The organism is Streptomyces sp. NBC_00080 (genome assembly GCF_045041255.1).
Lineage (GTDB): Bacteria > Actinomycetota > Actinomycetes > Streptomycetales > Streptomycetaceae > Streptomyces > Streptomyces coriariae.
In genome coordinates, this window is record NZ_CP108235.1 from 4629331 (window position 1) to 4655201 (window position 25871).

Sequence of the window (25871 nt, forward strand, 5' to 3'; positions counted from 1 at the left end):
CCCGCAGGAAGCGGGGCGTCTTTCCTTAGACGACCAACGCACGAGTTCGTTCACCGTTTTTCTTTCCGGTGACCGGCTCAAGATCAAGCTTACCCCATCTCCGGGGTGCTCTTGACCATGTACATCGTCAGGCCGGACGCCCCGTCAGGCGACGTCGCCGACCTTCAACTCGGGTCCGACGACCAGGGTGACGACACCCGGGGTGGCCGACGCGTCGGCGGTGGCCGTCCGGCCGGGCAGCCGGGAGGCGAGGACGGCGGCCTGGCTGTCGAGGCCGGTCGGATAGGTGACGGTCGTCCTGGCCACCGTCCTGGGGGCGTTGCCCGTGCCGGTGACGGTGTATCCGGCGTCCTTCAGCTTCTCCGCGACGGCGGCGGCGCGTCCGGAGACCCCGGTGCCGTTGAGCACCTGGACCCGCACGCTGGAGGCGTACACCACGTTCTTCTTCGCCGCCTCCAACTGCGGCTTGGTGACCTCCTTGTCCTTGGCCAGGGAGGTGAACAGGTCGGCGGCCTGCGGGTACTGCCAGACCACGTTGGCCTTGTCGGTGGGCTGGTCGGCCTCCCGCCCGTAGTTGGGCACGGTGAGGAAGCTCAGCCGGTCGCTCGGTATCCCCTTGAGCTCGTCGGCGAGCCCGTACAGCGGCTTGATGCCCGCCATGTCGGGGTCGGTGGTGAGCGACTTGGTGATCGACTGGAGGAAGCCGTACATGGCGTCGGGGCTCGTGAGCTTGGACTTGGCCTTCTTGGCCAGCGCGTCCATGAACTCCTGCTGGCGTCCGATGCGTCCGATGTCGGACCCGTCGCCCACGCTGTAGCGGACCCGGACATAGCCGAGCGCCTGCTCGCCCTTGACGGTCTGGCAGCCGGCCTCCATGTCCAGCCGGGACTTCTTGTCGTGGATGGCCTGCTTCGGGCAGACCTCGATGCCCTCCAGCGCGTCGACCATGCCCTTGAAGCCGGAGAAGTCGACCGACATGAAGTGGTCGATGCGCAGACCGGTGTTGGCCTCGACGGTCTTGATGCTGCACGCGGCGGCCTCGCCGACCTTGCCGTTGCTGCCGCCGAGCGCGAACGCCTCGTTGATCTTGTAGTGGTGCGGGGAGGACGAGCTGCCGTCCCCCTTCTCGCAACTGGGTATCTGCACCCAGGAGTCGCGGGGGAAGGACACGACCGAGGCCCACTTACGGTCGGCCGGGATGTGCAGCACCATCAACGTGTCGGACTGCATGGTGGTCAGGTCCTTGCCGTACTTGGCGTTGGCGCCGTCGCGGCTGTCGGATCCGACGATCATGATGTTCTTCGAGCCGGGGCTGAGGTTCTCGGGCCGGTTCTCGCCCAGCTTGTCGTCCACGTCGGCGGAGTTGATGTTGTTGTTGAGGTCGTTGTAGACCCAGGCCCCGACCCCGCCCACCGCGAGGACGACGACGGACGTGACGCCCGCGCCCCACGCGAGGATCCGCCCCCGCCTCGTCAGCCGCGTCCTGCCGGGCCCACCCGTCCCGCCACCGGGCCCGCCCGTCCTGCTCCTGCTGCCGCGGCCGGCCGCCTCCACCGGAGTACGCCCACGCCTCCTCGTCCCGCTCACCGGCGCTCGCTCCTCCGCCTCGGCTGTCTTCACCCCGTACACCGTGCTCGGATCGTCGGCGCTGGTCACCGCCGAACGTCGGAACCCTACACGCGTGCAGGAATACGTCTGAAAAGCACAGATGACTCAGGAGACTCACAGAGCCACCCAAGGGTTGCCCCCGCGGTGCATCACCGCGGGGGCGTCGGAGACCGACGGACGGACGGATGGACGTACGGCGGTCCGGTCGGTCAGGAGACGTACGGCTACGGCGCGTTGATCAGGTCGACCGGCGGGACCGAGACCGTGCGGGCGCCGTCGGTGCCGCCCAGGACGACCTTGCGCAGGGAGACGTTGTTCTTGGTGTCGGTCTCCTGCAGGCGGTTGGCCGGGTTGGCGATGACCTGGATGTAGTAGGTGCCGTTCGGCAGGCCGGTGATGTCGAAGGACTGGCCGGGACGGTACTGGGTGTACGTGTCACCGGAGCCGACGTCGAGGACCTCCCGCACGGAGATCGAGTTCTGCTGACCGCAGGCGGTCGACAGATCGGTGTTGTACGGGTGCCAGTTGGCGTTCTTCACCGTGTAGTCGATGGCGTCGGTGTTGGCGAGACAGAACGCCTCCTTGCCGCTCTTGACGATCTCCTTCTGGTCGGCGGCGAGCAGCCGGTAGCTGGCGAAGTCGGTGAAGTGCCAGTGCTCGTGGCCGATGCGCGGGTCCCACTCCATGGTCCCGGCCGGGGCGTAGCCGACCTGCTTGCCCTTGGCGTCGTAGAAGTACTGGTACGAGTCCATCAGGTCCGCGCCCGGCTTGCGGAAGCCGTCCACGACGAGCGGAGCGGGGCCGGCATTCCAGACGTTGGCGCTGAAGGCGAGGTAGTCCTTGCCGGCCACGTCGCCGTCCTCGCCGTCGGTGACCGCGATGTCCCAGGCCGGCAGCGAACGCAGGTCCGGCTTGGGCACGTTGGCCGGTACGCCGGCGCGCCCGGTGGGCCGCTTGGTGGCGGACTTCAGCGCGGGCGCGACCCGGGAGCCGTCGGTGTGACCGGAGCCGTCGCCCAGGTGGTGGGCGAGACCGCGGGCCTCCAGGGCGTGCGAGAGCGCGGAGGGCGTGGGGGCGTCGGCGCCACGGGGCCCGTAGTGATGACCGCCCCCCATGCCGGCCATGCCTTCCATGCCCTTCATGCCTTCCATGCCCGCCATGTCGTGCGACGCGCCATGGCCGCCACCGGTGGTGGCGCTGTGGGCGGTGAGGCCGGCCCCGCCGCCCCCTCCTGCTTGGCCTTCCCCGCCGTCGCTGATCTCCCGGACGGTCAGCGCGATGGTCGGCCGGTCGTCGGGGATGCCGAACAGGTCGCGGTACTTCTTCGCCACCCCGACCTTGACGGTGTACTCACCCGCGGCCAGGTCGACCGGCCTGTCGTAGTCGAAGGCGGAGGTGTTGGCCGCCCAGCCCTTCTCCACACCCCAGACCGAGCCGAGCGTGAAGGGGTTGGTGGAGCAGCTCTCCGGATAGTGCGAGGTGGCCGGGGCGTCCGGACGCAGCCGTCCGGAGGCGTTGTTGAGGCAGAAGTTGCTCTTGCTCTTCTGCACCTCCACCCCGGCCGCGTTCTTGATGGAGACCTCCAGGAAGTCCGGAAGGCCGCTGAAGTCCTTGACGAGCCCGGCGGGCAGCGTCTTCGTCGTCACCTTCGACCCGTTGCGCAGGATCTGCTGGGCGACGATCGGGTCCTTGTACGACTTACGGGTCACCTTCAGCTCCAGCGGAGCGTTGTCGACGGTGACGTACGTGCCGAGGTCGAGGTAGACCCCGGAGTTCCCCTCGTACCGGTCGGCGGTCACGGCCTTCGACGCGGCGACGAGCTTGAGCTTCGGCGTCCCGGCCGGGCTCGCGGGCGCGGCCCCGGCACCGGGAGCGGACCCGGCGACGGCGGCCACGACGGTGAGCGCGGCCCCGGCGGCGAACGCCGCCCGCTTGAGGCCCTTACGGTCTTGCGATCTGGTCATCGGTTCCTCGTCTGCGAGTGCCATGGTCAGTGGCATCGGACTGGACAGCCCACGACCCCGACCGGCACTGCAGACGCACCCCACGCGCCCCGGCCGGAACTGTGAGCACCCTGTGAGAGCCCCAAATAGCATGCCTGGGTTGCCTGTTGCGGCGAACCAATGAAGGAACCCAGGGGAAACCCGCAGCCCGGCGCCGAGGTTCACCCGCCCGTTTGACCGACCGCCGCTCCGGCCACGGGACGGCGCGGCGCCGACTGTTCCAGGTGGACGACGACGGTGGAGTGGAAGCGCTGTACGGCGTCGTCGACGCTGCGGATGAAGCCGGACTCGGCGTTGCCGCGACCGCTGCCCATGCCCTTGACGAGGGTGAGCCGGAAACCGGTGATCCGCGCCCCGTTCTTGGGCAGCAGGTCCGCCGGTTCCGGGCGGAGCCGCTCCAGGGTGCCGCGCGGCCCGCCCGGTCCGTCCTCGAGCAGGGCTTCCACGTGCAGGTCGGCCGGCGCTTCCGCCAGGCGTCGGAGGAGCCGCTTGATCCAGGTCAGCGGATAGCCCTGGTCGGGCACGGGGATCTCCACGGACGTACGCAGCCTGCCGGTGCGCAGGTCGGCGCCGACCGCCAGCACGCCGGGCGTCCCCTCGATCCGCAGCTCCGCCCCCACCTTCCCCTCCGCGCACAGCTCATCGGCCATCCGCGCGCGGCGGGCACCGGGGTCGGTGCCCCGCCGGGCGCGCTGGACGGGCAGTACCTTCTGCCCGAGCTCACCGCCGAGACCCAGACAGACCTGCCGGATGAGCCGCTCCCAGCTCTCCACGACCTCCAGGGCCCGCGCGTCACCCGGGCACAGCGTCTCGTCGTCGATGCCCTTGCGCACGGGAACCCAGGCCGCGCCCATGTTCTGGAATCCGTGGCAGCCGGAGTTGTCGTGCTGGAGGTAGTGCAGGAGTTCCTGGAGCAACCAGGCGTGCGCGCTGTTGCCGACGCCCTCGTGCCGAATGAGCAGCTGGGCCTGGTGGGCCACCTCGGCCCAGGACAGGTGACGGAGGGCCACCTTGTGCTTGCGCCGACCGTCGATCTTGACGTCGACGAGCGGACTGCCCTCGAGCGCGACGTCGTTGGAAATGGTGATCACGGCCTCGTAGCCCCGCCGCGTGGCGATGTCCATGTAGGCCTGCACCTGCTCGGGCCGCAGCGCGTTTCCGTTGGTCTTGGTCTCGACCAGCGCGGTCCACAGCTTGCCGGCGCGTTCGACGCGGATGACGCCGTCCGGGCGCCGCGGGGTGTCGCCGTGTGGCAGGGACACCTCGGTGAAGGTCTCCATGCGGCCCGCCGGCGCGCCGAAGGCGGCCGTGAGCCGCCGCCCGAACTCCGGGACCTGCGCCATCACCGACAGCAGTACCGAGGTCGCGCGGGTCTCCCGGTCCCGGTCGCTCTTGAGCGCGGAGACCGGGAAGAGCCGGGCGCCGCGCCACGACTCGTTCTCCGCGAGGGACTTCTTCGGCGTCTTCGGCAGGGTGATCTTCTTCTTGGCGGTTCGGGGCCGTGCCGTGGCCCTGTCCGGCTCGGTGTCGTCGGCGGCCGTGCGCGGCGCGGGTACGGCCGGGAGCGGATCAGACGTGGGCCGGTCGGACGCGCGCCGGTCGGACTCGGCAGTGGGAGCGGTGGCCGGCGCGGAGCCGTCTGTCTCGCCCGGGACGCCCGTGGCCGAGGCATCGGTGCCGGAGATGCCGGTGCCGATGCCTGTGTCGGAGGCGGAACCGGGCTGTGACTCGGGCTCTGACTCGTAGCCGATGGCGGACAGGGCGTCGGCGTGGGCGGCGTCCGCCTCGTCGGCGTCGTCGTCGATGTCGACGCCGAAGTCCATCGCGAGGCCGGCCAGACCGGTTTCGTAGCCCTGCCCGACCGCCCGGAACTTCCACTCCTCCCCGCGCCGGTACAGCTCACCGAAGATGAACGCGCTCACCGAGCCGGCGTCCTCGATGGTGAAACGCAACAGGTCCTCTCCCGCTCCGTCGGCCAACGTGACCCGGAGGTCGTCCAGTTCACCGAAGCGGGCACCCTCGTACCGGCTGGCGGCGACGACGATCCGGTCCACGTCGGCCGGGATCGCCGTCAGATCGAACCCGATCCGGTCCTCGCTGCCCTCGCCCGAGGGCACCTTGCCCAGGAGTTGCACGCTTCCGTCCGGGGCGACCGGGTGGTTGTAGAAGTAGAAGTCGGCGTCGCTGCGCACCTTCCCCTTCGCGTCGAGCAGGAGTACGGAGACATCCGCGTCGCCTTCGCCGGTCGGACTGGCCCACCCCAGGCTCACGACCACCGCGTCCGTGTTCTCGCTCAGGGCCGCCAAACCGACGTTGGCGCCCTTGACCATCTCGTGCACTAGCCCCCCTAGCGACCGCACTGATGTGACACGCGCCACATGTGACGCACGGTGAGACTCTAGTGCCAGGAGGGTGAATCTCGGGGCGATCCGCCGGAAATCCGCACGGCGACGACCGGGGAGGTCATCGCCGCGCGAAGGGAGGACCGACGGTTGGGGAGCGGGAGCGTCAGAGGTTGTAGCGGGGCTTCAGGTGGCGCCAGAAGTCTCGGAGCATCCACTTGTCGAAGTCGGTGATCTGGGTGGCGCTGCCCGCGTTCATCAGGAAGCAGCACTGGCCGGTCGGGGTCCAGTCGTAGAAGTCGTCGAGGCCGAAGGTGTGGCCGACTTCGTGCAGGTAGATGTGGATGTTCTCCTGGTTCAGGACGCCGGTGAAGTACTCCTGGCCGACGCGCTGGCCCCAGTCGCCGCCGGCGCCGCCCTGGAAGCCCTTGGTGAGCCAGAGGGACTGGTCGTAGTGGCGGGCGGTGCCGCCGGGGCACTTGGAGTAGTTGCCGTCCTGGTGGAAGAAGCGGCCGCAGTCGGGGGCGCACTGCGGGGCGCCGGCGCCGTCGAGGACGCCGGAGTAGATGTCGACGGAGTTGTCGGTCCACTGGAGGGTGGAGCGGTTCTTCACCGCCCAGCCGACGATGTTGACCGGGACGGTGGTGTACGGCCAGTTGTTGTAGGCCCGGCCGTTCTCCACCTGCGCCGCCATCCACTTGGCGAACTGCTTCTTCAGCGCGGCGTGGATCTGGTCGCGCAGGGTGGTGCTGACGGGGGCGTCGGACTCCCAGCGGACGCAGTAGTTGATGCTGCCCTTGTTGGCCATGACCTGGTCCCAGCCGTAGTTGCGGAAGCCGTAGAGGTCGGGGTAGGTCGTCGAGACGTGGTTCCAGACCTCGTTCAGGGGCTGGACCAGGTTGCTCGGCGGGTTCCACTCGTCGGCGGCCGCGGCTCGGGGGGCCGCGACGCCGGTGGCGTGGAAGAGGAGGGCGGTGAGGGCCGCGAGGACGGTGAGCAGTCGGGCGAGGGGTCTTGCGGGACGCCTTGAGGGATGGCGCGCGAGGTGCCGTGCGGGCTGTTTGCGCATGGTGAACTCCTCGTGTGGGGAACGGGATTCACTTGCCTTCGCGTTCGTTCGTCACTGGGTCGCCGCCGGGCCCCGGCGGGTTGCCGCATTCCGGCCGTAGCATCTGCGCCATGGCGGACTGGGTGACCCGACCGGCCACGGCGGACGACGTCGAGGCCGTCGCGGAGGTGCGGGCGGTGGCGATGCGTGCCGATCTGGAGCGGCTCGGGCGCTACGACGAGCACCGGGTACGGCAGCGGCTGCGCGACGGGTTCATACCCGCGCACACCCGGATCATCGAGGTCAACGGCGCCCTCGCCGGCTGTGTGGCCCTGCGTCCGGCGGTCGACGCGCACTGGCTGGAGCACTTCTATCTCGCGCCGCACGCCCAGGGGCGCGGTATCGGCACCGCCGTGCTGCGGGAGCTGGTCGAGACGGCCGATCGCTCGGCACTCCGGCTGCGCGTCGACGTCCTTCAGGGCAGTCCGGCCCGCCGTCTCTACGAACGGCACGGCTTCACGCTCGAAGAGGAGGACGCCGTGGACGTGTTCCTGGTGCGTGCGCCCCGCCCCTGACTCCGCCGTCGCCGTTCCCCTACCCGTTCCGTTCCCCTACCCGTTCCCGTCCCCGGTCCGGGTGGTTCCTGGCGGGTTCGGGGTGGGGGAGGCGGCCGCGGCTCCATCATGAGCCGGTGTTTCGCTTCCTTCGCTTCCTTCGCTCCCTTCGCTCCTTTCACTCCCCTCGGGCGCCGCTGGCCGCGCTTCTCGTCGCCTGTGCCCTGCTCGCCGGGCCCGCCTGCGTACCCGTCGGCCGAGGGGTCGGTGCGCCGCCCGGGGCCTTCGGGGCGTACGTCGGGTACGACGACGCCGGTGTGCGGCGGATCGCGGCGCTCGACGGGTGGCTCGGGGCGGCCACGCCCCGGGTCGGGCACGCGTATCTGCCGGGCGACCGGTGGAGCAACATCGAGGGGGCGCCCGGGTATCTGGAGTACTGGGCACGGTGGCGGCAGGAGCGCGCCGACCGGATGTTCGTGCTCAACGTGCCGATGCTCGAGCGCACCGAGGAGCATGTGCCCGACCAGGTCGTGCGGGACGAGCTGCGCGCGGGGGCGCGCGGGGCCTACGACGAGCACTTCCGGGTGCTGGCCCGGCGCCTCGTCGCGCTCGGGGTGCCCGATGCCGTGCTGGTGGTCGGGTGGGAGATGAACGGGGTCACCTACACGCACCGGTGCGGGCCCGACCCGGAGGCCTGGAAGCGGTACTGGGCGCGGATCGTCGACGCCATGCGGTCCGTGGGCGGCGGGCAGCGGTTCCGGTTCGAGTTCACGCCCAGTCGCGGGCTGGACGCCGTCCCCTGGAACGAGTGCTATCCCGGCGACCGGTACGTCGACGTCATCGGGATGGACGCCTACGACCAGCCCCACGGCATGTCCTTCGAGGAACAGGTCGCCGAGCCGTACGGCCTCGCCGCGCACGTGCGTTTCGCGCGGGCGCACGGCAAGCCGGTCTCGTATCCGGAGTGGGGGCTGTACCGCAACGGCGACAACCCGGAGTACGTGCGGGGCATGCTCACCTGGTTCGCCGAGCACCGGCCGCTGTACCAGACCATCAGCGACTACTGCCCGCACGGCGTGTGGCGGTGCTCCGGCAATCCCCGGTCGTCGGCCGTGTACCGGGCCCTGGTCGGGGGGCCGTTCGGTTGAACCCGGCCGCCACGCGGGCCGCGTGCCGCTCCTGACCGCCCCGCCGGTCTGATGATCCCAAGATGGGACGAGAACACCACGCGCGCCTCCCACGAACGCGGGCGCGCTTCCGTGGCGCGACCGGGGCGGCCCTGTTCGCCCTCCTGCTGCTCGCGCTCGCCGCCGTGCCCGCGGGAGCCGGTGCCGACGGGGCCCGCGGCGACGGCTTACGCAGCGACAGCTTCCGCAAGGAGGCGGCCCGTGCCGTCCGTGCGCACGAGCGGGCACGCGCGCGGGTGGACCGGCTGCGCGAGTCCGATGCCTCTCCCACGGAGGTCAAGGACGCCGAACGCCGCCGCAAGGCCGTCCGCGCCGGGCTGTGGGACCTGCTGTGGGCCAGCGGGAGAAACTCCGGTGATCCGGTGGCCGTCGACCCGTCCGGACAGGACAGCCGCTGTCCGTTCGGCGACCGGAGCCGCCCGCCCGAGCGGCGCGCGCACCCCTGGACGGCCCCGACCCGCCGCTACTGGCTCTCCGCGGGCTACGCCGCCAAGGGTTCCCGCTGGGCCCACCGGCACACCGGCCAGGACTTCGCCGTGGACTCCGGTACCCCCGTGTACGCCGTCGGCGCCGGCACCGTCCGGGCCACGACCTGCGGCGACGGCTTCGGCAACCAGGTCGTGGTCCGCCACCGCGACGGCTACTTCACGCAGTACGCCCACCTCTCGCGCATCGACGTGCGCAAGGGCGGGCGGGTGACGGCCGGTCAGCGCATCGGCCTCTCCGGCGCGACCGGGAACGTCACCGGACCGCATCTGCACTTCGAGGTGCGGATCACCCCGTACGTCGGATCCGCGGTGCCGCCCCTGCCCTGGCTGCGCCGGAAGGACGTCCAGGTGACCGGGGCGCCCGCGCTGCCCTGACCACGGGCGACGGCCGGGGAAGTACTACGCCTGCCGGGGGCGGTAGGCGGCCAGCGCCCAGATCACGAACACGTCGATGGCGATCTGGATGACCGCCCAGAACGGCGCGTACGGCAGGAACAGGAACTGGAGGATCAGGCTCAGGGACGCCAGCGCGAGGCCGCTGATCCGGGCCCACCCGGCCCACTCGCCCCCGCTGAGCAGCCCGTAGCCGGTCAGCACGGCCACGACGCCCACGATCACCAGGATCCAACCCCAGGCGGTGAGGTTCATCTCGTAGGCGTACTGGGCGACCCGGGCGTACACGTCGTCCTCGGCGATCGCGGCGATGCCCTGGAACACGGCGAGGAAACCGCTGACGAACATGAGCACTCCGCCGAAGACGACCCCGCCGGCGACCAGTCCACCCCCCGTCGGCGGGGGCGAGCCCAGGCCGGGCGAACCGGTGCCCTGGTGGGACGGGTCCCACACCCGGGGCCCCTGCGACGGCTGGGAGTGCGGCTGATCGCTCATGGCGCCACCCCGTCTCTGTGTCGGTGTTCTGCACTGCGTTCCGCACTGCGTTCTGCACTGCACCGACCATCCGTCCGGCCGGGGGCCGCCACCACGGGGGGTGCGCCGTACGGGTGACCCGGCATGCGGACGGGCGGGACCGCCCCTTCACTGGAGGAAGGCCCGCAGGACCCCTCAGGAGGAGAACAAGATGCCACGCACCAAGGGCGTGCTGCTGACGGCGACGGCGATCTGCTGCGCCATCGTGCTCACCGGCTGCTCGGACGACGACACCCCCTCGTCGGTGTCGTCCGCGGCGAGCAAGGCCGCCTCGGCGGCCGAGTCGCTGGGCCGGGAGGCCACCGCGGCCGCGTCCTCGCTCGCCTCCGGTTTCGCCTCCGAGGCCTCGTCGGCGTTCGCGTCGGCCTCGGCGTCGGCGAGCCGCAAGCTGGACGAGATCAAGGACGGCGTCGACGTGAAGTCCGACGTGAAGCTCGGCACCCCGGACACGGACCAGGACGGCCGGGCCACCGTCGAGGTCACCGTCACCAACACCACCGACGCGTCGAAGTCCTTCGCCGTCCAGATCGACTTCACCGACTCCTCCGGCAACCGGCTCGACACCGTCGTCACCACCGTCTCCGACGTGGCCGCGGGCAAGACGGGCAAGGAGACGGCCCGCAGCAACCGCACACTGTCCGGCCAGGTGAAGGCGGCGGTGGCGAGGGCGGTGCGGTACTGACCTCGGTGGGCGGAACCCCTGGGCTCACGCCATCCAGAAGAAGACGGCCGTCATCCGCTTCTCCTCCAGCGTCGTACCGGAGTAACCGGTCGCGCTGTGCACGAGGTTGGCGTTGTAGAGGAGCAGCCGGTTGTGCTTGTGGGGGACCCGTACGTCCTCCTCGAAGGCGTCCGGCGCGACGAACCGGGTGCCGAGCGCCTCGACGAGGTTGTTGTGCGGGGCCTGGACGACGTTGCCGCCGAGCCGCCCGCCGGGCAGGGACTGCCGGTAGAAGCTGGTGCCGCAGTCCTTGGGGACGGCCGGGTTGAGGTACAGCACGGCCGCGTACCGGCACAGTGCCCGCGAGTCGGAGTGCGGCCGGGGAGAGCTCTCGCCCTCCCCCACCACCTGGATGCAGTTGTGGTTGAGGGTCCCGCCGCCGGGCGCCCGCTGCACCCACAGCTTCCCGGCCCCCGTCGCGTTCCTCACCAGCCGTTCCACGTGTCCGAGTTCACCGGGGTCCAGCCCCGGCATGGTGCGCAGTCCGGGCCAGCTCTCGGAGGTGTACGGGTACCCCTTGACCCAGTCGTCCTTGGCGAGGCAGCGGTCGCGGATCGCGGTGATGCCGGCCTCGGGGAAGACGTCGTCGATCACCCAGTAGTCGCGGCCCTTGGTGGGCTTGCGGTAGGGAAGCACGGGGAGCGTGGCGGCAGCCCTGACGGGCTGGTGGGGCCGCTGTGGCATGGACATGCAGCGAATCTAGGTCGGGGGATCCTCATGACTCGCCCTTCCGTTCGTCCGCACTCCTCCGCGAAGTGGTCAACGTTTCGTCGGGCCGGTCAACGGTTCCCCAACCAGGGAAGCCCCGGCGTCATCCGTTCGGATCCGCGAAGAGGCCGTCGGCGGTGGTGGCGTGGACGGCGCGCTCGGACCAGACGGTCAGCTGGTCGAAGTCGGTGCACGATTCGACCCGCTCGCGGATGTGGTCGGGGACGTCGATGCCACGCCAGCGCAGGATGTTCAGGGTCATCTCGGCCCGATCCCGAATCCGGCCCTGCTCAAGGCCCTGCTCAAGGCCCTGCTCGCGTACCTGCTCGGCGAGCGGATGCCGCCAGAAGTACTGCATCGTCGTCATCAGGTCCCTCCACATCTGCTGCGCCTGGGGGTCCACCAGGCAAGAGTCGACGAACTGCACGAGCACCGCGGCACTGTCCTCGTCGATGGTCCGCAGGGCGGTTGCCAGCGATTCCAGTATGCCCGCGGCCATCGGGCCGCGACCGTGCGTCATCGCAGAAAACACCGCAAGGGTAACGTTCTGCGCGGCCTCGCGTACGTCTGCGATCACTGGCACGTTGTCAGGGCCCAGCACGAACGGCCACACCGCCATGGACGGCCGTCCCGGTACTCCCACATAGATGGGCTCCGCCGCCCAACGGGCAGTCGCGCTGTTCTGCGTGACGACGATCAGCACCGGCTCGCAGCGGAACTTCTCGCGGAGGAAGGCGAGGTAGTACGGCCAACTGCCTCGCTTCCTCTCGTCCGGCTTGCCCTGAGACTCCACAACCAGGAGGTAGCTGCCCTCGTCGGTCTCGGCCTTCAGCAGCGTGTCCACTCGCCGCTCGATGGGCTCGATCTCGGTGAGGTCGACGTTCATGGCAGCGAACTCGCGCGGCTCCGGGAAGGGCACGTGCAACACCTCTTGCAGGGCACGGGTCAGGAGTGCCGGATCCTTCTGGAAGATCCGGTGCAGTGCCTCGTGCGACGAGCCGACCATCGGCTCTCCTTTCTGTCCGACGTGATCAACGAGCTACGCCGCGTTCAGTTCGCACCACACGAGCTTGCCGCGACGCCCCATGCGCGACAGCGGCTGCCAGTGCCAGAGGTCCGAGCAGGCCCGGACCAGCGCCATGCCTCGGCCGTTCTCGGCGTCGGTCAGGTCCTCCAGCGGTCCCGGCGGCTCGGGCGGCTCGGGGTCCGCGTCCCAGGCACCGATCTGGAGGATGCCGTCCCGGAAGCGGAGGCGTAGGCAGGCCGGTCCCTTGGTATGCCGTACGGCGTTGGAGACCAGCTCGGAGGCGAGCAGCTCCGCGGTGTCCACGAGGTGGATCAGGCCGTGCAGGGTGAGGATCAGGCGCAGGGTGCGGCGGCAGACGGTCACGGCGCGGGGGTCGCTGGGGATGTAGAGGGAGTACTCCCAGGGATCGGACATGCGTCAACTCCGAGTGGCGTGAGGGGATTTACGCGCGGTGGCATTGCCGCAGCCGTCATGGCAGGACGAAGCGGTGCGCTTCCGCAGCGTGTGCGGTGCGTCACCGACGGTAGAACTGAATGTTTCGGTGCAGCAAGCCGATCGCGTAATCTGGCCCCGAACGGGTCGCGCTCTCGGGCGTGTTGAGCAAGGGGTGTCGATGACGACCAGGCGCGAACCAACAGCACGTCAGATGCGCCTGGCGGTGGAACTGCGCAGGCTTCGCGAGGCGGCGGGACTTTCCGCCCGCCAGGCGGCCGCACTTCTCGGCGTGAGCAACGTCCAGATCAGCCAGATCGAGTCCGGCGTCACCGGCGTGAGCGAGGAGCGGCTACGTCGGCTCGCTTCCCATTACGCCTGCACGAACGGCGAGTTCATCGACGCCTTGGTCGCGATGGCCACCGACAGGACGCGTGGCTGGTGGGAGGAGTACCGCGGACTACTACCGACATCATTCCTGGACCTGTCCGAACTGGATCACCACGCGAGGTTCCGGGACGAAGTGGCTGTGCTGTACGTGCCGGGCCTGCTTCAGACGGAGACCTACGCTCGCGCCGTCTTCTCGTCCCGACTGCCTGAGCTCACACCCGGAGAGCTTGAGTTGCGCGTCCGCCACCGAATGGCGCGACAGGAGATCACCATCCCGTACAAGGTGGTCATCCACGAGTCGGCACTACGCATCAGGGTCAGTGACCGTGCGGCCTCGCAGGCTCAGCTCGTGCGCCTCGCCGAGCTTTCCGAGGCGGACCACATCACCCTGCGCGTCATCCCCTTCGACCTGGACGGCTTCTCCCGGGCCGGTAGCTCCATGACGTACGTGGGCGGCGCCGTCCCCAAACTGGACACGGTGGTCCGTGATGCGCCGCACGGCACAGTCTTCATCGACTCCGAGTCCCAACTCAGCGCGTTCCGAGCGCTCTTCCATACTGTGGAGACGGCGTCACTCGAACCTGACAGGTCGCGTGACTTCATCCACAGACTGGCCAAGGAACTGTGAGGCGCACCATGAGCACCCCGGGCAAATGGCAGAAGTCGTCTTTCTCCGGTGGCGGCGACGGCAACGACTGCGTCGAACTCGCCTCCACCCCCGCCGCGCTCCACCTCCGTGAGTCCGACGCCCCCGGCACCGTCCTCACCACCGCACCGGCCCCGCTCGCTCGGTTTCTGCACGCCATACGCACAGGAACTCCCGGAATTGTGGCCTCCGTCACAGCACACTCGGGCGGCTCCTGCTGAAGTGACCGCATGATCGGTCTCGTAATCCGCGTCCTCCCGTTCTGGGTGCGCGAGCCCCTGCTCGTCGTCGTCGGCGTGCCGTTCAGTGGCCTGCTCTTCTACGCGGCCATCCGGGACCAGGAGTGGATCGGGGCCGCTCTCGGCCTCGCCGTCGCCGTGTTCACGGCCGTCCGCATCCACACGATCCGGCGCGCCCTCCAGACCCGCCGCCAGCTGAAGGCCATGGAGGGCATGAAGCGCATCGAGGGCATCTAGGGCACCTAGGGCGCCCCGAGGTCTCTCAGTCGTCGACGTCGACGTGGTCGAACGTCCTCAGCATCTCGGTCAGCACCCGCACGCAGCCCCGCACCTCGGCGTCGGTCAGTTCGCCCCCGACCTCGCGGTTCAGCATGTGCTCGCGGTCCAGGACGGTGGCAATCAGGGTCCGGCCCTCGTCGGTGATCCGGATCAGGGACGAGCGCTGGTGCGCGGGGTTGGGGAGGGTCTCCACCCACCCGTGCGCCACCGCGTCGTTGACCATGCGCTGCACGAACTGCCGGCTCAGTGCCTGGCTCCGGCTCAGCTGCGGGACCGTCAACTCTCCTTTGCGACGCAGCAGATCGAGCACGCCGCGCACCCCGACGGAGGCCCCCTCGACGGCCTCGCCCTGTTCGACCTTGCGCAGGGCGCGGCGGTAGAGGGGGCCGACCAGGTCGAAGACCTCGGTGAGCCGGTGGCCGAGTTCGTCGGGCGGGAGCGGGGCGTCGGCGGGGAGAGACGGGTCGGTGTCGTTCACCCCCACATGATGCACCCGGAGAACATGACACCTTGGTTGCCAAAACCCGCCCGGAATGACACCTTGGTTGTCATGACTGCTGCTTCGGACATGAAGTACTTCGCCTCCGCCGACGGGGACCTCGCCTACCGCGAGGCCGGCGCCGGACAGCTCGTGGTCCTGGTCCACTCGGGATTCGTCGATCACCGTGTCTTCGACGCGGTGATCCCGGCGCTGGCCCGCACCCACCGGGTGATCGCGCCGGACGTACGCGGCCACGGCGCCTCCGCCAACGCGACCCGGTCCTTCCGCTGGACCGACGACCTCGCCGCGCTGCTGCGCCACCTCGACGCGGGCCCCGCGGTGCTGGTCGGCGTCTCGATGGGTGGTGTGATCGTCAGCGACACCCTGCTCGAACATCCGGAACTGGTGCGCGCGGCCGTCGTGGGCGGCGCCTCGACCGGCGAGTTCCAGGACACCGACCCCTGGCACTGGGCGATCCAGGCCGAGACGGTCCGTACCCTGGCCGCCGGTGACATCGAGGGCTGGCTGAAGGCGTTCCTGAGCTATGTGCCCGGCCCGCACCGCACCCTCGACGAGGTGGACCCGGACATCCCGCGGCGACTGAGCGAGATGGCCCTGAACACCCTCTCCAAGCACACACCCGGCGAGCAGGACCACCTCGTCCGGGTGACCGACACCTGGTCGCGGGTACCGAAGATCGACGTCCCCGTGCTCACGGTGAACGGCGCCCTGGACACCCCCGACGTGATCGCCTCGGCGCAACGCCTGGCCGACGGCGTCCGGGACGGCCGGTCCGTGCTGATCGAGGGCACCGGGCACTACTTCAACATGGAGAAGCCCGAGGAGTTCACCGCCGCCGTCGCGGACTTCCTGCGCACCGTCTGACCGGCCGTGGGACCGGTCACGGGTCCGCCCGCGGGAGCGGCCGCCGGGTCGGCGGGTATCCGGTGGATCAGGCGGGCGGGGAGTGGCAGGCTTTCGGCACATGGGGGAACAGCCGTGGGCGGAGACCGAGTTCCGGACGGCCGGCGGCATCGTCCGCGGCCGGCGATCGCCCGACGGGATCACCGCCGTGCTCGGCATCCCGTATGCCGCCGCACCCTTCGGCGCGCACCGCTTCCGCGCGCCCCGGCCCGCCGCCGGGTGGAGCGCGTCACGGGACTGCACGGCGTTCGGACCCGTCGCGCCGCAGTCCGCGGAGCTGCCCGGTTCACCGGTCTGGCGTCCGGGGGACGAGGAGGTGCTCACCGTCAACGTGTGGGCGCGGCCCCCCTCGGACACCGGCCCGCTGCCGGTGCTCTTCTGGATCCACGGCGGTGCCTACACCTTCGGCTCCTCCGCCCAGCCCGACTTCGACGGCGCCGCGCTCGCCCGGGCCGGAGTGGTCGTGGTCAGCTGCAACTACCGGGTCGGCTTCGAGGGGTTCGGCCATGTGCCGGGCTTTCCCGACAACCGCGGGCTGCTCGACCAGGTGGCCGCGCTGCGCTGGGCCCGGGAGAACATCGCCGCGTTCGGGGGCGATCCCGGCAACGTCACGGTCGCCGGACACTCGGCCGGAGCGGGTTCGGCCGTCTGCCTGATGGCCATGGAGCAGGCGCGCGGGCTGTTCCGCAGGGTCGTCGCGCACAGCGTGCCCCAGGCCTTCTTCGGCGTCGAGGTCGCCGCCGCGATCACGTCGAGGATCGCGGCGGAGGCCGGGGTGGCCGCGACCGGTCCCGGGCTGCTCTCCGCGTCACCGCAGGCCCTGGTGGCCGCCTCCGACAAGGTCGCCGGGAGCTGCGGGGACGATCCCGTGACGGCGGTCCAGGCCTTCGACCCGGTCGTCTTCCAGCCGGTGATCGACGGCGAGGTGCTGCCCGTGGATCCGCTCTCCGCGCTCGCTTCCGGCAGCGCCCGCGAAGTCGACCTCCTGGTGTGCCACACCCTGGAGGAGTACTGGTTCCTGCACGAGGTCGGCGCGGTGCGGGAGGTCGCCTCGGAGCCGGAACTCGCGGACTTCGCCGAGGCCCTCTCGCTGCCCGCCCGGCTGGTCGCCGGATACCGCGCGCTGATGCCCGACGCTCCGGTGCCGGACCGCTACCTGGCGATCTTCGGCGACGCGGTGTTCGGCGAGTACAGCAGCCGGCTCGCCGAGCAGCACGCCCGGGCCGGCGGCCGGGCGTATCTGGCGCGGTTCGCCCGCCGACACCCGCGTCCCGGTGGCGGGGCCCGGCCCTGGCACACCGCCGACATCCCCTTCGCCTTCGGCAACCTGGACGCGGCGGGCGCCGACTTCCTGATCGGCGGCGCCCCCGACGCACAGGACCGGGCACTGTCCCGGCGCATGCTCCGGGCCTGGGCCGACTTCGCCGCCTGCGGTGACCCCGGCTGGCCCGCGGTCACCGCCGATGCCACGACGGTGCGGGTCTGGGCCGTGCCGGACGATCACCTGTCCGACGACGGCACCTCCGCCGTCCGCGCGCTGTGGCGGGGCGTCCCGCTCGAAGCCGAACCCTCGCTCGTGCCCGGACCGACCACCACCTCGTCGCCCAGCGACACCTTCCCCGCCCGCCGTACCTCGAAGTAGGCGCCGAAGGCGAGGCCGCCGCCGTCCGCCCGGCGGTAGTCCGCGAGGGTACGCAGGGGTTCCGGGCCCGAGCGGCGGCCGGTGCGCTGGTCGACCATCGTGATGGCGCAGCGGATCGTGTCCTCGGTGTGGGCAAGTTCGGTGTCGGCGATGGTGAGGCGGGCGGCTCCGTCCTCCGTGTGCGGGGTGCCCCAGCCGTCCACCACCAGGTTGGGCCGGAAGCGGTTCATCGGGAGGGGGGTGGCTCCGCGTTCCGTGATCCGGTGGTTCAGGGCGTCCAGGCTGGCCCGGGAGACGAGGTGCAGGCGGCCGCTGTTGCCGGCCGGGGACCGGACCAGGGTGCTCGGGGTGCCCAGTACGTCCGTGAGCCAGTCGTGCACGTCCGCGCTGTCCGCCCGCACCGGGTCCCGGCCGGGTGCGCGCAGCGTCAGCCCGCCCTCCGTCGACTCCGGTGTGATCAGGGCCAGCCCGGGGTCGCCCCACTGCCAGCGCAGGTCGCCCTTCTCGTCGGCGATCGCGTACGTGCGGTCGTGCAGCAGCCCGGTGCTCGTCAGCACCGCCTCCGAAAGCTCCGTTCCCGCGCATCCCTTCACCGGGTAGTACGTGATCCCGACCAATCGCGCGACCGTCATCCCCACGCCCCCTCGCCCCCTCGTCAGTCAGCCGGCCCGTCCGTCAGCCAGTCCGTCGATCCGTCACCAGCGCCAGTACGAATCCGTCGTACCCTTTTCCGCCCACCGTCTGCAACGCCGTCGCGGTCAACCCGGGGTTCCGCGCGATGAGTTCGGTGAAGCTGCGGACTCCCTGGACGCGGGGGTCCGTGCTCTCGGCGTCCGTGACCGCGCCCTCGCGCACCACGTTGTCGCCGACGATGACGCTGCCGGGGCGGGTCAGCCGCAGGGCCCACTCCAGGTAGAGCGGGTTGGACGGTTTGTCCGCGTCGATGAAGACCAGGTCGAACCGCTCGTCACCGAGCTCGGCGGCCAGCACCGGCAGGGTGTCCGCCGCCTTGCCGACCCGCAGGTCCACCACCGCGTCCAGTCCCGCACGCGCGATGTTCGCCGCCGCCACCTCCGCGTGCCGCTCGTCCGCCTCCAGGGTCACCAGACGGCCGCCCTCGGGCAGGGCGCGGGCCAGCCACAGCGTGCTGTAGCCGCCGAGGGTGCCGATCTCCAGGATGTTGCGGGCCCCTTGGACACGGGCGATCAGGTGCAGCAACTTGCCCTGGTTCGGCGCCACCTGGTGCGGCGGCAGGCCCGCCGCCTCGCTGCCCTCGCCGGCCGCCCGCAGGGCTTCGTCCTCCTCCACCAGCAGGTCGTTGAAGTAGTCGTCGACGGCGGTCCAGGTCGGCTGCACCAGGGGTCCCTTCGGTGTCCTGCACGGGCTTCAGCGAGTTCCGAGTGAGTTCCTTATGGGAACCTATCCTTGCCCGGGTGACCCGTCCATCAACTTTTCGCTCAGGACGGTGAGTACGATCGGCCCCGCGTCCGTACTCCTGTGCGTCCGCCCCCACCGGGCACAGCACATCGACACATCGGCGGAATCCCCGACCGGGCAGGAGGCACGGTGCCAATTTCGCGAAACATGATGGGAACCCTGTTCGTCGGCGGTGCGCTGACTCTGACACTCAGCGCGCTGGCATACCCATCGATGCTCGGACTTGACACGGTGTCGACCTCGACGGACCGGATCATCGCCAACACCCAGTGGGGTCCCCTGACCGAGGGCGACCGGGACTTCGTGGTGAAGGTGCGGGCCGCCGGTCTCTGGGAGTACCCGCTGGGCCAGATCGGGCTCCAGAAGGGGCAGAGCAAAGCGGTACTCACCGCCAGCGAGCACCTGATCGACGGTCACGGCGCACTGGACGAGAGCTGCCGCAAGATCGCGCCGATGCTGAACATCCAGCTGCCCAACGTGGCCAGCCCTCAGCAGGAGGGCTTCGTCACCCAGCTGAAGGCGGAAACCGGCAAGCAGTTCGACGTCGACTTCGCCAACATCCTGCGGATGACACACGGTTCGATCTTCAACACGATCGCCAAGATCCGTTCCACGACCAAGAACACGCTGGTCCGAGCCCTCGCCGACCAGGCCAACGACACGGTCCTGGACCACATCACGGTGATGGAGAAGACAGGGCTGGTCGACTTCGACACCACACTGTTCAACCAGACCACACCGCCGAAGCTGCCCCAGTCGGACATGACCCCTCCGGTCCCGCCCGCCGGCCAGCCCATGGTCGTCCTCACCCCGCCGCCGACCGCCACCTCCACCCCGCTGGACCTGAACGCCGCCGTGTCGGGCAACGCCGGATAACCGGCGGACGCAGACACGAGGGAGCCCGGCCGACGGAAGCGTCGGCCGGGTCCTGCCGCGGGGTCGTCAGTTCGCTCGATCCTGACGGGCATGTTCTAGCGGCCCTCGCGGGCACGATCCGCACCGGCTCGCCCGCCGCGCTCACCCCCACCCGGTCACCCGTGATCAGGGTGGTCCCGTGGGCTATGGGGGCGGCGGTGCACGGGTCTCCCTAGGCCAGCCACACCGTCGTGTCCGGGCCCAGCAGCCCGTCTCCGTCGAGGGAAACGCTGCTCAGCAGTACCTCGCCCGGCGGCAGCGGCACCGGCGCGTCCGACAGGTTGGTCACGCACCGCCAGCCGTCGTGGCGGGCGAACGCCAGCACACCCGGCGGGGTGCCGTCCCGCAGCCAGCCGAGCTCCTCGCCGTCGAGCAGCTTGCGGCGCAGGCGCAGCGCCGTGCGGTAGAGCTCCAGCGTGGAGCCCTGCACGCCCTCCTGGGCCTCGACGGAGTACCGCGCGAAGTAGGGCGGCTGCGGCAGCCAGGCACCGGACACGCCGAAGCCGTACGACGCTCCCGTCGTCGTCCAGGGCAGCGGCACCCGGCAGCCGTCGCGGCCCTTGCGGACGCGGCCCGTCTGCTCCCAGAGCGGGTCCTGGAGCACCTCGACGGGCAGGTCGGCGACCTCGGGCAGGCCCAGCTCCTCGCCCTGGTAGACGTACGACGATCCCGGCAGCGCCAGCATCAGCAGCGTCGCCGCGCGGGCCCGGCGCAGACCGGCCGCCTCGTCGACGGGCGGGGCGTGGCCGCCGGAGAGCAGCCAGGCGTTGTCGTCCGTGCCCGGCGGCAGCATGAGGCGCGAGCCGTGGCGCAGGACGTCGTGGTTGGACAGCACCCAGGTGGCCGAGGCTCCGACGGCGCGGGCGGTGGCCAGGGAGTCGGTGACGACCGTACGGATCTCCTCGGCGTCCCAGCTCGCCTGGAGATACTCGAAGTTGAACGCCTGGTTCAGTTCCTCGGGGCGGGCGTAGAGGGCGCGCCGGGCACCCGGGACCCAGGCCTCGGCGACGGCCGTGCGGGGTGGGGTGTAGGAGTCGAGGACGCGGCGCCAGTCGCGGTAGATCTCGTGGACCTCGTCGCGGTCGTAGAAGGGGTGGGTGCCGGGGGGCAGGCGGTCGAGGGCGTCCTCGCCCGCGAGTTCCGGTGTGCCCAGGTCGCGGAGGGGTTCGGCGAGGTCCTTGGCGAGGGCGTGGGCCACGTCCACGCGGAAGCCGTCCACGCCCCGGTCGGACCAGAAGCGCAGGGTGGTGCGGAAGTCCTCGCGGACCTCCTCGTGGTCCCAGTTCAGGTCGGGCTGCTCACGGGCGAAGAGGTGCAGGTACCACTGGCCGTCGGGGACGCGCTGCCAGGCGCTGCCGCCGAAGACCGACTGCCAGTCGGTGGGCGGGAGTTCGCCGCTCGGGCCGCGTCCGTCACGGAAGACATAGCGCTCGCGGGCCGGGGAGCCGGGGCCGCCGGCCAGTGCCTCCCGGAACCACAGGTGCTGGTGGGAGGTGTGGTTGGGGACGAGGTCGACGATCACCTTCAGACCGAGGCGGTGGGCTTCGGCGGCCAGCGCGTCGAAGTCGGCCAGGGATCCCAGGCGCGGGTCCACGTCCCGGTGGTCGGCGACGTCGTAGCCGCCGTCGGCGAGCTCGGACGGGTAGAAGGGGGAGAGCCACAGGGCGTCCACGCCGAGGCCGGCCAGGTGGGACAGCCGGTCGGTGACGCCGCGCAGGTCCCCGAGTCCGTCGCCGTCGGCGTCGGCGAAGCTGCGCGGATAGACCTGGTAGACGACGGCCTGGCGCCACCAGTCGGGGCGGTGGGAGGAGAAGTCGGTCATGAGCGGAAGTCTGTCCATCTTGCCCGGAAAGTGAACGTGCGGGCCGTTCGGAGTGGATCATTCCGAACGTGAGGGAGATGTGACGGAACCTTGAACTCCCTGAGGTTTGACGCAGGTTGACAGCGGTCTGTGGTCCGCACGACGATGGGCCCACGCTGTGGCCCCTGTGACCGGAGGGCCTGGTGTTTCTTCTTCTGATCTGACCAATCAGCCCCGGCCATTCAGCTCTGGCCGATCAGTCCTGGCACTCGCCAAGAATGGGATACGCATGTCCATAGCGAGACGTGTCACCGTGCGCCGCCTGCTGGGGACGGGCGCCGCTTCGCTCACCCTGTGCGCCGCCTCCGTAGCCGCCGCCTCCGGCGCCTTCGCCGGTACCGGCACGCCCGGTGGCGACGGCTGGAAGTCCGGCGGCCAGTACCAGCCGGGGACGGGCGCGGGCACCGAGACGGGCACCGACCGCTGCCAGTTCTCGCTCGACGGCACACACTTCTACGACTCGGTCCGGGTCGACGACCAGAACCTCAGGCCGAGCGAGGACGGCAAGATCCACGTCAAGGTCCGCGCGGCCGGCGACGCGTCGACGTGCACCGCCTCCCTCGCCTCCTACCTCGCCCACGGCTCCAGCTTCCGCACCTCCGGCGAGCAGGTCTTCGTCGACTTCGACAGCGTGACGGTCAAGCCCGGCCAGACCGACACCCTCGACATCGCCGTGCCCGACGCGGGCTGCTTCGCCCAGATCGACCTCTACCGGGGCGCGGTCAAGTTCGACGGCAAGCTCGACGCGAAGGACGGGTTCGTCCACGGCGACCTGCCCAAGGGGCCGGACCGTCCGGTCATCAAGGACAAGCTGATCGCGGCCTGGAACGGCGGCACGAAGGACTGCACGGTCACCGAACAGCCGCCGTCGTCCCCGCCGGCCGGGGACGGGTCGTCGCCGTCGCCGTCCGCCTCGACCCCGTCGGAGCCGTCGAAGCCCTCGGAGCCGTCGGAGCCTTCCGAGTCGGCGTCCGAGAGCACGTCTCCGTCGCCGTCCGCGCCGGAGTCGAGCACGCCGACGCCGTCCGCGTCCGAGTCGACGAGCGCGCCGGCCCCCACGCCGAACGGTGGCGGCGGTGACCTCGCCGAGACCGGTGCGGACGGCAACACCCCGCTGATCGCGGGCGGCGCGGCCGCACTGCTGGCGGGCGGCGCGGCGATCGTCGTCGCGACCCGGCGCCGCAAGTCGCTGCGCGGCTGACTCGGATGAGTGGCCGACTCGGCTCGGCCGGCCGGCGGAGTGGCCGGCTCGGCCTGAGCGGCTGACTCGGCCGACGTGACGCGGGCCTGGGGACCATGTCCCCAGGCCCGCGTTCCGCTTTGAGGGGGCTTGTGGAGCACGTGGAGGTCGCGGGGCTTGCGGGCTAGCCTTCCAGCGCGGTCAGCCACAGCTTCACGTAGCGCTCCACGTCCACGTCCAACGCCACGTCCACGAGGGTCTGTTCGCGTGCGCCCTCGTGGATCTCGGACTCGCCGGGGCGCGGGCGGCGGTCGACGACCGTCTGGCCGCGGGCCGGACCGGGGGCCAGCGAGACCTCCACCGGGAGAAGCTCGGTGGTCAGGCCCGCCGGGTCGGCCACCGCGCAGACAGCGCCCGCGTCGCCGAGGCCACCGGTGGGCGTGGGGTCGCCGGAGGTGGCCGGGTCGCGGTGGGCGAGCAGTTCGCCGGCCAGCCGCAGGCGGGGCTCCGGACTCGCCCGCAGCCGCGCCACGTCCGCCGCCGGCACCAGGACCCGCTTGAAGACGTCCAGCCCGTACATGGTGATCGGCACGCCCGCGGTGAGCAGGACCGCGGCCGCCTCCGGGTCGTGCCACACGTTGAACTCCGCGACCGGCGTGGCGTTCCCGGTCGTCACCGCGCCGCCCATGAACACGATCCGCTCGATGTTGCGGGTCACCTCCGGGTGGGTGCGCAGCAGCAGGGCGATGTTCGTCAGCGGGGCGGTGGGAACGAGGGTGACCGGGCGCGGGGAGGCGAGGATCTCCCGGCGCAGCAGCGTGACCGCGTCCACGTCGACCGCTCTGCGGGTCGGGGCGGGCAGCCCGAGGTCGCCCATGCCGTCCCGGCCGTGCACATGGCTTGCCGTGCGGACCGGTTCGATCAGTGGCCGCTCGGCGCCCCGGGCGACCGGGATGTCCCCGGCGCCCGCGTACTCCAGCACGGTCAGCGTGTTGCGGACCACGCCGTCCACGTCCGTGTTCCCGGCCACGCACGTCACCGCCCGCACGTCCAGGCCGGGATGGCGTACCGCGAACAGCAGCGCGAGGGCGTCGTCGACACCCGTGTCGCAGTCGATGATCACGGGGATGGGCTGCTCGGTCACCTCGGGGACTCCTTCCGCACCACGTTCGCCGTCGCCACCGACCCTATGCGGGCGCGTTCACACCCACAGCCCGGTCCCGCGCGCCGCCGCCCGCTCCCCGATCCGGCGGACCAGTTCGTCGGCGGGCAGCGCCCCCGGGCGGCGGCCGTCGCGCAGCCGGACGGCGGCCAGGTCGCCCTGCGCCTCCCGCTCCCCGAGCACCGCCTGGTACGGCACCAGCCGCGCCGCCCGGACCCGGGCCCCCAGGCTGCCCCGGTCCGGCCCGGCGAGTTCCGCCCTGAGCCCTGCCGCCACCGCCCGCCGCACCAGCTCCGCCGCCTGTCCCTCCTGCGCCTCGGACACCGGCAGCACGACCAGCTGGACCGGCGCCAGCCACACGGGGAACGCGCCGCCGTGTTCCTCCAGGAGATGCGCCACGGCCCGTTCCACACTGCCGATGACACTGCGGTGCACCATCACCGGGCGGTGTTTCGCCCCGTCGGCGCCGATGTAGTGCAGGTCGAAGCGTTCGGGCTGGTGGAAGTCGATCTGGACGGTGGACAGGGTCGCCTCGCGGCCCGCGCGGTCGGTGATCTGTACGTCGATCTTCGGACCGTAGAAGGCGGCCTCGCCCTCGACGGCCTCGTAGGCGACGCCCGCCTGCCGAAGGACCTCCCGGAGCAGGCCGGTCGCCCGCCGCCAGAGCTCCGGGTCGGCCACGTACTTACCGCCCTCGCCCGGCAGGGAGAGTCGGTACCGGGCCGGGCGGATCCCCAGGTCGGCATAGGCGCGGCCGATGAGTTCCAGGGCGGCCCGGGCCTCTTCGACGGCCTGCTCCAGGGTGCAGAAGATATGGGCGTCGTTGAGCTGGATCGCCCGTACGCGGGTCAGCCCGCCGAGCACACCGGACGGCTCGGAGCGGTACATCCCGCCCAACTCGGCGATACGGAGAGGCAGTTCGCGGTAGCTGTGGGAGCGGGAACGGTAGATGAGCGCGTGGTGCGGACAGAGGCTGGGGCGCAGCACGACCTCCTCGGCACCGAGCTCCATCGGCGGGAACATGTCCTCGCTGTAGTGGTCCCAGTGACCGGAGATCTCGTACAGCTCGCGCTTGCCGAGGACCGGCGAGTAGACGTGCCGGTAGCCGGCGGCGCGCTCGGCCTGCCGTACGTACTCCTCCAGGGCGTGACGTACGACCGCGCCGTCCGGCAGCCAGTACGGCAGGCCCGCGCCCATCAGGGGGTCGGTGTCGAAGAGGCCGAGCTCGCGGCCTAGGCGCCGGTGGTCATGGCCGTGGCTGTGCTCGGGGTCGTGGTGCTCGGGGTCGCGGTTCCGGTCGTTCATGAGGGCTCCCTCGATCGGGGAGGGGCGAGGAACCGGAGCACGTCGAAGCCCCGGGGCACTCGCCCCGGGGCTACGGACATCCAGTTCGTGGATCAGCGCGCCGGGACGGGGTCCGGCGTCGTCGTGAGGGACGGCTGGGCGCGCTTCATGCCGACGACCGTAGCAACGGGACCCGGCACGGGCGATCCGTTTTCCCGCGCCGCCCACTCCGCCCGCCCACCGCCCCGGCACCGGTCCGCACCACCCGCCCGGCTGCCGCCCCGTCGGCCGCCCGCACCACCCGCCCGCACCAACGCCGGTAACCCGTACGGCCCGCCGCGCTGGTCGGCTCGTGGCACCGGTGTTGCCGTGAGAGGAGGCACCCG

The 25871-nt window shown here is 71.0% G+C and carries 24 protein-coding genes and 1 pseudogene; 11 read left to right on the plus strand and 14 right to left on the minus strand.

Translation table 11 applies throughout. From position 1 onward, the window contains the following. Positions 1 to 144: 144 nt before the first annotated feature. From OHU34_RS20695 to OHU34_RS20710, 4 genes are all read right to left on the minus strand, one after another. Complete coding sequence (locus tag OHU34_RS20695) at positions 145 to 1458, minus strand: LCP family protein (protein WP_230195204.1); 1314 nt, start codon at positions 1456 to 1458, stop codon at positions 145 to 147. 374 nt (positions 1459 to 1832) lie between these two features. Continuing rightward, entirely contained in the window at positions 1833 to 3572 is a 1740-nt protein-coding gene (locus OHU34_RS20700; protein WP_235034534.1) for a lysyl oxidase family protein, read from the minus strand. Positions 3573 to 3772: 200 nt separating this feature from the next. Beyond that, positions 3773 to 5941 (minus strand): TerD family protein, encoded by a 2169-nt coding sequence (locus OHU34_RS20705; RefSeq protein WP_405772314.1) that lies wholly within the window; start codon positions 5939 to 5941, stop codon positions 3773 to 3775. Between the two features lie 178 nt (positions 5942 to 6119). After that, complete coding sequence (locus OHU34_RS20710; RefSeq protein ID WP_200839745.1) at positions 6120 to 7022, minus strand: hypothetical protein; 903 nt, start codon at positions 7020 to 7022, stop codon at positions 6120 to 6122. Between the two features lie 110 nt (positions 7023 to 7132). Between OHU34_RS20710 and OHU34_RS20715 the strand changes: the two genes are divergently transcribed. From OHU34_RS20715 to OHU34_RS20725, 3 genes are all read left to right on the plus strand, one after another. Then, on the plus strand, positions 7133 to 7576 hold the full coding sequence (locus OHU34_RS20715) for a GNAT family N-acetyltransferase (protein WP_405767738.1): 444 nt from the start codon (positions 7133 to 7135) through the stop codon (positions 7574 to 7576). Between the two features lie 116 nt (positions 7577 to 7692). Next, positions 7693 to 8703 (plus strand): glycoside hydrolase family 26 protein, encoded by a 1011-nt coding sequence (locus OHU34_RS20720; RefSeq protein WP_230195180.1) that lies wholly within the window; start codon positions 7693 to 7695, stop codon positions 8701 to 8703. 62 nt (positions 8704 to 8765) lie between these two features. Next, a complete protein-coding gene (locus OHU34_RS20725; RefSeq protein ID WP_142265267.1) occupies positions 8766 to 9605 on the plus strand; it encodes a M23 family metallopeptidase in 840 nt (279 codons plus the stop codon). 24 nt (positions 9606 to 9629) lie between these two features. On the opposite strand, the gene OHU34_RS20730 is transcribed toward OHU34_RS20725, so the two are convergent. Beyond that, the gene (locus OHU34_RS20730; RefSeq protein WP_142265266.1) at positions 9630 to 10118 is read right to left on the minus strand and encodes a hypothetical protein; all 489 of its coding nucleotides are present in this window, start codon (positions 10116 to 10118) and stop codon (positions 9630 to 9632) included. 190 nt (positions 10119 to 10308) lie between these two features. Here OHU34_RS20730 and OHU34_RS20735 point away from each other — a divergent pair, with 190 nt between their 5' ends. Continuing rightward, positions 10309 to 10839, plus strand: a complete 531-nt coding sequence (locus OHU34_RS20735; RefSeq protein ID WP_142265265.1) for an FxLYD domain-containing protein — start codon at positions 10309 to 10311, stop codon at positions 10837 to 10839. A 24-nt stretch (positions 10840 to 10863) separates the two neighbouring features. On the opposite strand, the gene OHU34_RS20740 is transcribed toward OHU34_RS20735, so the two are convergent. The 3 genes from OHU34_RS20740 to OHU34_RS20750 form a co-directional block, all read right to left on the minus strand. After that, on the minus strand, positions 10864 to 11568 hold the full coding sequence (locus OHU34_RS20740; RefSeq protein WP_405767741.1) for a DUF6445 family protein: 705 nt from the start codon (positions 11566 to 11568) through the stop codon (positions 10864 to 10866). Positions 11569 to 11689: 121 nt separating this feature from the next. After that, on the minus strand, positions 11690 to 12592 hold the full coding sequence (locus tag OHU34_RS20745; protein ID WP_394641349.1) for a hypothetical protein: 903 nt from the start codon (positions 12590 to 12592) through the stop codon (positions 11690 to 11692). Between the two features lie 33 nt (positions 12593 to 12625). Then, positions 12626 to 13027: an ATP-binding protein gene (locus tag OHU34_RS20750; RefSeq protein ID WP_405767743.1), complete on the minus strand. Its 402-nt coding sequence runs from the start codon at positions 13025 to 13027 to the stop codon at positions 12626 to 12628. A gap of 199 nt (positions 13028 to 13226) precedes the next feature. Between OHU34_RS20750 and OHU34_RS20755 the strand changes: the two genes are divergently transcribed. From OHU34_RS20755 to OHU34_RS20765, 3 genes are read left to right on the plus strand one after another with little or no spacing between them, the layout of a single operon-like run. Further along, on the plus strand, positions 13227 to 14063 hold the full coding sequence (locus tag OHU34_RS20755) for a helix-turn-helix transcriptional regulator (protein ID WP_142267956.1): 837 nt from the start codon (positions 13227 to 13229) through the stop codon (positions 14061 to 14063). A gap of 8 nt (positions 14064 to 14071) precedes the next feature. After that, entirely contained in the window at positions 14072 to 14302 is a 231-nt protein-coding gene (locus OHU34_RS20760; protein ID WP_142265260.1) for a DUF397 domain-containing protein, read from the plus strand. A gap of 9 nt (positions 14303 to 14311) precedes the next feature. After that, positions 14312 to 14557, plus strand: coding sequence for a hypothetical protein (locus OHU34_RS20765; RefSeq protein ID WP_020132852.1), 246 nt, complete (start codon positions 14312 to 14314; stop codon positions 14555 to 14557). A gap of 25 nt (positions 14558 to 14582) precedes the next feature. Here the strand turns inward: OHU34_RS20765 and OHU34_RS20770 are convergent, their stop codons facing one another. Next, positions 14583 to 15077 carry a MarR family winged helix-turn-helix transcriptional regulator gene (locus OHU34_RS20770; protein ID WP_020132851.1) on the minus strand — a complete coding sequence of 165 codons (495 nt, stop codon included), beginning with the start codon at positions 15075 to 15077 and terminating at the stop codon, positions 14583 to 14585. Between the two features lie 72 nt (positions 15078 to 15149). Here OHU34_RS20770 and OHU34_RS20775 point away from each other — a divergent pair, with 72 nt between their 5' ends. Both OHU34_RS20775 and OHU34_RS20780 read left to right on the plus strand, forming a co-directional pair. Beyond that, positions 15150 to 15965: an alpha/beta fold hydrolase gene (locus tag OHU34_RS20775; protein WP_142265259.1), complete on the plus strand. Its 816-nt coding sequence runs from the start codon at positions 15150 to 15152 to the stop codon at positions 15963 to 15965. 100 nt (positions 15966 to 16065) lie between these two features. Continuing rightward, the gene (locus OHU34_RS20780) at positions 16066 to 17646 is read left to right on the plus strand and encodes a carboxylesterase/lipase family protein (RefSeq protein WP_405767746.1); all 1581 of its coding nucleotides are present in this window, start codon (positions 16066 to 16068) and stop codon (positions 17644 to 17646) included. 11 nt (positions 17647 to 17657) lie between these two features. Here the strand turns inward: OHU34_RS20780 and OHU34_RS20785 are convergent. Both OHU34_RS20785 and OHU34_RS20790 read right to left on the minus strand, forming a co-directional pair. Continuing rightward, positions 17658 to 18278: pseudogene (locus OHU34_RS20785) on the minus strand (MOSC domain-containing protein); the annotation flags it as partial. A 43-nt stretch (positions 18279 to 18321) separates the two neighbouring features. Beyond that, a complete protein-coding gene (locus OHU34_RS20790) occupies positions 18322 to 19005 on the minus strand; it encodes an O-methyltransferase (protein WP_230195206.1) in 684 nt (227 codons plus the stop codon). Between the two features lie 228 nt (positions 19006 to 19233). Here OHU34_RS20790 and OHU34_RS20795 point away from each other — a divergent pair, with 228 nt between their 5' ends. After that, positions 19234 to 19959, plus strand: a complete 726-nt coding sequence (locus OHU34_RS20795; RefSeq protein WP_142267955.1) for a DUF4142 domain-containing protein — start codon at positions 19234 to 19236, stop codon at positions 19957 to 19959. A gap of 211 nt (positions 19960 to 20170) precedes the next feature. Here the strand turns inward: OHU34_RS20795 and OHU34_RS20800 are convergent, their stop codons facing one another. Beyond that, the gene (locus tag OHU34_RS20800) at positions 20171 to 21820 is read right to left on the minus strand and encodes a glycoside hydrolase family 13 protein (protein ID WP_405767748.1); all 1650 of its coding nucleotides are present in this window, start codon (positions 21818 to 21820) and stop codon (positions 20171 to 20173) included. Positions 21821 to 22088: 268 nt separating this feature from the next. On the opposite strand from OHU34_RS20800, the gene OHU34_RS20805 reads away from it, so the two are divergent. Then, complete coding sequence (locus OHU34_RS20805; RefSeq protein WP_142265255.1) at positions 22089 to 23060, plus strand: LAETG motif-containing sortase-dependent surface protein; 972 nt, start codon at positions 22089 to 22091, stop codon at positions 23058 to 23060. Positions 23061 to 23223: 163 nt separating this feature from the next. Here OHU34_RS20805 and OHU34_RS20810 read toward each other — a convergent pair whose 3' ends face one another. Continuing rightward, a complete protein-coding gene (locus tag OHU34_RS20810) occupies positions 23224 to 24183 on the minus strand; it encodes a nucleoside hydrolase (RefSeq protein WP_142265254.1) in 960 nt (319 codons plus the stop codon). Positions 24184 to 24240: 57 nt separating this feature from the next. Continuing rightward, positions 24241 to 25506, minus strand: a complete 1266-nt coding sequence (gene thrS, locus OHU34_RS20815; protein ID WP_230195186.1) for a threonine--tRNA ligase — start codon at positions 25504 to 25506, stop codon at positions 24241 to 24243. Between the last annotated feature and the right edge of the window lie 365 nt (positions 25507 to 25871).